Source organism: uncultured Tateyamaria sp. (assembly GCF_947504105.1).
GTDB lineage: Bacteria > Pseudomonadota > Alphaproteobacteria > Rhodobacterales > Rhodobacteraceae > Tateyamaria.
Window position 1 is genome coordinate 1 of the sequence record NZ_CANNGP010000092.1, and the last position, 5,771, is coordinate 5,771.

A 5,771-nucleotide genomic window follows, 5' to 3' on the forward strand; every position below is an offset into this window, starting at 1 on the left:
TGGTGGCCACGATGAGCAACAAACCCTCTCTTAGCAAATACCGCTATTTGGACCCATAGGCGCTGACGTCAGACACACAAGAGCTCGGGCTCGACTTTTTCGTAGCCCATGCGCTGATCTTCCATTAATGCCCGCAGCTCTTGTTTTTGCTGCCAGCCACTGACCTGCAGCTTTGACGCTCCGAGACTTTCCGTGAGCCGTGGTGATCCACGTGACATGCTTGTCTTTCCGCGCGTCCAGGGCCGAATGAAGTAATGCAAGATCTGGCTCCATACCGTCAGCAAACTCCGGCAGTGCACGAGCAAATGGAATTGCTACTTCACCTCCTGTTTTCTGCTGACGAAACACAAGCCACCCATCCCGATCTACGTTACCTTGGCCGAGCCGAACTGCATCAGAGATGCGTGCGCCAGTCCAGAAAAGGATTTCAAGAGCAAGACGTTCAGGAGTTTCGATGGGCCAATGCTTACGAAACGCCTCAATTTCTTCGTTTGACCAGGGAATGTGACCATCGGATTGAGCCACTGGAGCTTTCTTTACGCCTTTTGCCGGGTCATCAATGTTGTACTTTTGGGCCAGCCACTTTCCGAGACCACGCCAGGTCTTGAGATGGTTGTTCCATGCATGCCCAGAGAATCTGTTGAGGTCTGCTTCAACATGCTTTTGCTGAAGGTCCGACACCCGCGCGTGTCCGTATCGCTCTCGCATGTCATCCAGCATACGCCGCCTTACAGCACGAGTTCCTTCAGCCAACCCAATTAAAAAGGCATCTGGTTTTAGATATCCCTGGATACCGAAGTCCAAGCTACCGCTTTTGGCTGGCAGCCTAATAGGCTCATTGCTGCCTGCGGCAATGGCGTAGGCGGCAAAAAAGCCTGGGTGGTCTGGTGGAAGATCAGGCATAGCGACGCCCTTCCGACCTTTGGGTCGAAAGTAATAACGAACGTTGCCACTGGGAAATCGCCCAGAAGGGTTCAGATATTTCATCTTCGTTAGCACCCGAACGCCTCGTCGCAGCTGTTTCCAGGTTCCCATTCAGACGCGTCTACTCTTGGCAACTCTGCCAAGGCCTGATCGAGCTCCCAGCGTAGCCATAAAGCTACTCCGTCTGCATTTCTTCCGGGGGGATATTTGCCGTTCTTAACAAGCTTATCAAAATGACCCGCTGAATGACCGCAGTAGCGCGCAGCATCGGCACGACGCAGTGCGCCACCCCAATCCATATTCCCGCGCACATGTTTCATCGATTGGTCCCACTGTTGTTCGTTGCATCCGACTCTAATGAAAGCTCCACTTGGTCAGTTTTTGCTTTACCTGGTTCAATCAGCGCCTCGATATGCGATGGCAATAGAAGCATGAGATGCCCAAGTTGGTGATAATTCCCAGTTTCGCGCGCTCTAGAGCGAATAAGCCTAGGCGACACATGAACCCCATGTCCTGCAAGAGTTTGACTCCACTCTTCGGGTGTTTGGCCATGCGTCAGCAGTTCAGGCACTGTTTTTCTCCGTTCCTTGTAACTTTTTACATTAATGCGCAATTTTACTTTACAAACAAGTGGGTGCCGATATTACTTATAAAACAGGAACTATAGGACTGATTTTTGAAAATGAGCTTCAAGTTGCAAGGATTTGACGGCACTCCGGAGGAGGAGCATGCTGCCGAAGAGGCGGCGATGCAGGCGATGATTAACGATCAAACTCTCGCCCAAGCCCTGAGTGTAAAGGTGCACGAGAATCTTGAAGCGTTCCGGAAGAAGCGTAAATTCAAGAAAGCGGAAATGGCCGAAATGATGGGCGTGTCGTCCCGTAGTTACTACATGTACGAGACAGGCAAACGAGCAATTCCATCAAGTGCTCTTGTTCAGCTGGAAGCATTTACAGGTGCAGACTTGAATGAGGTTCTCCTTGGTGGCGCTAAGTCTCCAAAACTTGATAAGATCAAGTTCGTTGTGGATGAAGCCATCAAAGCGCTTTGTTTTCTTGGCCATAGCTACGAAAATATGCCGATGGAAACAAAGAGGGCCGTCATCGATAGAATGTTCGCGCGACAACCCGATGGTGTAAAGGCCAGGCCGGACGACATCATCGGTGCAGTTAGGTCGGTAACCCGGTACAAGTATCATCCAGAAGACCTACCTGCGCCGCCTCTTTGGGAAAGCTATATGGGGGATCAGAGAGCCTACGAGCGTGATATGGCCGAGAGGGACAAAATAATCGCTGAAGACTTTCCTGACGACGAAGCGGGCAAAGAGGCGAGTGGGAACTAAAGGCGGTGGTGCCAGATATAGCCGAACAGTTAGCTGATTCCTACGTCCTGGTAGATATCACTAGCAGCTGGTGCCGCGAGATCGGATAATCCGACGGCGGCGGTCAGGCGTCATTTTCTGAGAGACTGTTTATCCTTTCAAGCTCTGCAATGGGCACCAGTGCAAATTGTCGCCCTCTTTCATCAAAAAAGAAAACTGATTGATGCTCCGCAATCCGTAGATACGCATCAAAGTTTTCTAAAAGCTGTCTGATCGAGATATCCACATCAGCTTCAAGGCTGGCACGTGCGACAGCATCGCACAGGAGCTGTTTGGCGTAATCCTCGATTGGTAGGTTGTGCTTTGCAGCAAGTGATTGAAGCATCAAGAAGATTCGGCCAGGAATGTTGGGGATCGTTAGATCTGGCAAGTTATAGCTCCTCTATGGACTTATGTGAGCTGTGCGTACCCGACCTCAACAGATGATTGCTTCGTTGTGGCGCCACCTTGATCGAAAAGAGCAAGCTTCGTTGTGAGCTTAGAGGCGCTGCGACAACAGCTAGAAATCGCCGAGCGAATCGAGAGCACCCAAGTCCAGCTAGACATCGAACGCGCGCGATTGCAGCAAGCCCTGCAAGCCGATCTGCATGAACGAAGCGCAATCGTTGAGGAAGCGATCCTTGTTTTCGAGAACCTATCCAACGCGCTCTACGAACAAGCAGGAAACCTCGAAATTGGTGCCACCGACAATGGACCCACTTTTGATGTGACTATCGAGTCTCAACGGAGCAAGGGCATCAACAACATGCAGATTTTCTGCTTCGACTTGATGCTGGCCGAATTAGCAACGAAGCGAGGTCTCGGACCCGGTTTCCTTGTCCATGACAGCCATCTCTTCGATGGAGTTGATGAACGACAAGTAGCCAAGGCACTTCAGCTTGGCGCTACGCATGCGGAGCGGGTTGGGTTCCAATACATCGTGACTATGAATTCTGATGTGCTGCCTAATGACGGTTTTCAAGAAAACTTTGATGTGTGGCAGCACGTGAACCCAACACGCCTGAACGACGAAGAAGAAACTGGTGGCCTCTTCGGTCTTCGGTTTTAATAGGTGCGGCCAGCAAATAAAACAGACACTGGCAATACCCACTCAGCAATCTGAGGTGGCGGCTACTTCGCAAATTTATTTAAGTCAAAACACAAACACTTATGTGTTCGGTCGAAATGTAGGTGACTTCTGTACGCATAAAATGATCAGTTGCAAAAAGAGGAAAAGATGGTGGGGACACGGCGAAAAGAGCGCCGGAAGTACTGGAAGCCCAAACTAAATGATTTGTGTCCCTGCGGTTCAGGGGGAAAGTACAAGGATTGTTGTTGGAATCGTCTCCCAGGCTTCGACATAGGCAAAGCTTACACGGCGGCATGCAAAGAGAAAAAACTTGGACGTGCGCTAGTCGCTGCGCGCTCAGATGTCACCCAGTACACGATTTGGCACAGGACAAATGCAGCGCCCATGCTCCATCTCGGCGAGCCGATAGAGCCGCTTTTGCGGATCGACGTCAATGCACTTGGGGATTATGTAGATCGTCTTTCATGGCTCTATTTCCAAACCGGAAAGTGGAAAAGCTGGCCAGCAGCCCTTGAGCGTTTGAGCGCAAACATTGATCACGCGTGGTGGCGAAAGAAGATAATATACCAACGGGCCGTGCTTCATTTAGCACCCGGAGGCAGCCGATCCAAGGCGCGCCAAGAACTGGCCAAGCTAGGCACAATCACCCTCGCCGAAGATGACATAGAGATTCTGCAAATCTTCATCGATCTTGAGCTGAGAAATGAATCGTTCTCGGAGCGTACCGCATTTTTTGATCGCCTCCTTCATCTTGATGAGTCCGCAGAGAGCCAAATCCAGTATCGAGGCGGCAAGGCCATTGACCTTCTATTGCATGGTGACCCCAAGGCTGCGGAGACGCAGCTAAGCGACCTTTTGGACGAATATCGAAATGATGAAGAGCTATCGTCGTTTGGGAGGCAAAAGCTCTATGATGTGCAAGAAACGCTCGGCACTATCACTGATGACGATGATTTGCTGCGCGAAACCGCTTCAGAGTTATCGGCAGCGATGCAAGACGATATCTGGACGGATCATGGACGTTCAAACCTGTATTGTCAGATGGGTGATTGTTATCGATGCGCACGGGAATGGGAGCTGGCAATTCGCGCCTATGAGGCGGCTATTGTGTTAGATGGCAGACTAATCTGCCACATCCATTTGGCCGAGTGCTTCTTATACCAAAAAGAGATCGAGAAAGCGGTACACCAGATTGAAGGCGTGCCGATTGAGGAACTTGATGAGCCGGGCATGATGGACTTTATCTTCACGTATTCGGCGATCTCCATTTGGAGTGAAAGAATTGAAATGTTGGAGAAGGCGCAGGCTTGGCTCAAGGCGCTGAAGGCAACAGAGCCACTTTTTGACCAACGGCGCTTGAACCTTCTGGTGCGGGTGACTGAGACCGCCGCAAATGGGACTGCAACCTCAGAGGCGAAGGCGGATAGTGCGCCCGATGGGGGTGTTGCCGGTGCATCGCGAGCGCTTATGCTTCAACCGAATTTTTTTGGCATTGGGATCAACTTCAACGAAATCATTGAGCGTTTTGCACGAAGAAGGAAGGGAACACAGATGGCTATCGAACGTCACAGTACAGAAGACATAAAGGCCAACGGCGCCAAAAAATGATTCCAAAATCGAATGATCTGCGTTGTGTTCTGGCGCAACACAACTCGATCAAAATCCCCGGTGAGCGGCATTGTAGTATCGAGGTAAAACATGAAAGCTACCGTTAGCGGATCTCACAGCATTGGTAACTCCGGGCTCATTGAACGGCTGCTTTGCTCGAACAGGGCAGACGTGGAATGTTCATGCGACCTTGATTTGAGTCTCGAAATAGGAGTCTCATTTATAAGGGACATTCACACCTTCCGCGCCGTGATCGCAAAACCTTCATAGTCTAGATTATGACATCAGAAAAATAATATCGACACCGCCCACTAGGCGTGTTTTGCATCCGACCTTGACTGGTCGCATATTTCAAAGTTTAGTTGGGAGATAATCAGATACACATTTCACACTGAAGGTACATTAAAATGTCAGATGATTTCACGCAATTCATTGAAGCTTTGGAAGAGCAAGGTGACAGTATTCCCATCGATGAAGTCGTGCCAGCGCAGGGTCAGCCAAATTTGGATAGGACGTTCACACTCTACAGCAAGGCTATACACGTTACCAAAAAAGATGGTATCGTATATGGTCGTTGGGTGGGGAGCTTCTCTGAGGCGTGTGGCTTTACTCCTTACACCAACTCTATCGATGGGGGAGGAATTATCAGCATAGGAAATGCTGGCAAGTGCGCAAAGAGCAAAGAGAAAATTATTAAAGTCGTGACCAACTGATAATGTGGATTATGTAAATTAATCTGAAATTCGCCGGTCGTTCAGATGCTGTACCTTTTGGGGGAAGATCCACCGG

7 protein-coding genes and 1 pseudogene are annotated in these 5,771 nt (G+C 50.0%); 5 read left to right on the plus strand and 3 right to left on the minus strand.

Going from position 1 to position 5,771, the window contains the following annotated elements; translation table 11 throughout:
- Positions 1-30 precede the first annotated feature (30 nt).
- Entirely contained in the window at positions 31-903 is an 873-nt protein-coding gene (locus tag Q1A75_RS23210) for a tyrosine-type recombinase/integrase (protein ID WP_299551125.1), read from the minus strand.
- A gap of 337 nt (positions 904-1,240) precedes the next feature.
- Positions 1,241-1,495 (minus strand): hypothetical protein, encoded by a 255-nt coding sequence (locus tag Q1A75_RS23215; RefSeq protein WP_299551128.1) that lies wholly within the window; start codon positions 1,493-1,495, stop codon positions 1,241-1,243.
- Between the two features lie 111 nt (positions 1,496-1,606).
- Here Q1A75_RS23215 and Q1A75_RS23220 point away from each other — a divergent pair, with 111 nt between their 5' ends.
- The gene (locus Q1A75_RS23220; protein WP_299551131.1) at positions 1,607-2,266 is read left to right on the plus strand and encodes a helix-turn-helix transcriptional regulator; all 660 of its coding nucleotides are present in this window, start codon (positions 1,607-1,609) and stop codon (positions 2,264-2,266) included.
- 103 nt (positions 2,267-2,369) lie between these two features.
- Here Q1A75_RS23220 and Q1A75_RS23225 read toward each other — a convergent pair whose 3' ends face one another.
- On the minus strand, positions 2,370-2,675 hold the full coding sequence (locus tag Q1A75_RS23225) for a hypothetical protein (protein ID WP_299551134.1): 306 nt from the start codon (positions 2,673-2,675) through the stop codon (positions 2,370-2,372).
- 102 nt (positions 2,676-2,777) lie between these two features.
- On the opposite strand from Q1A75_RS23225, the gene Q1A75_RS23230 reads away from it, so the two are divergent.
- From Q1A75_RS23230 to Q1A75_RS23240, 4 genes and pseudogenes are all read left to right on the plus strand, one after another.
- On the plus strand, positions 2,778-3,353 hold the full coding sequence (locus tag Q1A75_RS23230; protein WP_299551137.1) for a DUF2326 domain-containing protein: 576 nt from the start codon (positions 2,778-2,780) through the stop codon (positions 3,351-3,353).
- 168 nt (positions 3,354-3,521) lie between these two features.
- Positions 3,522-3,623, plus strand: a pseudogene (locus tag Q1A75_RS24350) (SEC-C metal-binding domain-containing protein); the annotation flags it as partial.
- A 135-nt stretch (positions 3,624-3,758) separates the two neighbouring features.
- Complete coding sequence (locus Q1A75_RS23235; protein WP_299551140.1) at positions 3,759-4,982, plus strand: hypothetical protein; 1,224 nt, start codon at positions 3,759-3,761, stop codon at positions 4,980-4,982.
- Between the two features lie 407 nt (positions 4,983-5,389).
- On the plus strand, positions 5,390-5,695 hold the full coding sequence (locus tag Q1A75_RS23240; protein ID WP_299551143.1) for a hypothetical protein: 306 nt from the start codon (positions 5,390-5,392) through the stop codon (positions 5,693-5,695).
- Positions 5,696-5,771: the final 76 nt, after the last annotated feature.

Coding starts and splice junctions, on each gene's coding strand:
- Q1A75_RS23210 (WP_299551125.1), bottom strand. CDS start 903: ATGCCTGATCTTCCACCAGACCACCCAGGCTTTTTTGCCGCCTACGCC.
- Q1A75_RS23220 (WP_299551131.1), top strand. CDS start 1,607: ATGAGCTTCAAGTTGCAAGGATTTGACGGCACTCCGGAGGAGGAGCAT.
- Q1A75_RS23235 (WP_299551140.1), top strand. CDS start 3,759: ATGCTCCATCTCGGCGAGCCGATAGAGCCGCTTTTGCGGATCGACGTC.
- Q1A75_RS23240 (WP_299551143.1), top strand. CDS start 5,390: ATGTCAGATGATTTCACGCAATTCATTGAAGCTTTGGAAGAGCAAGGT.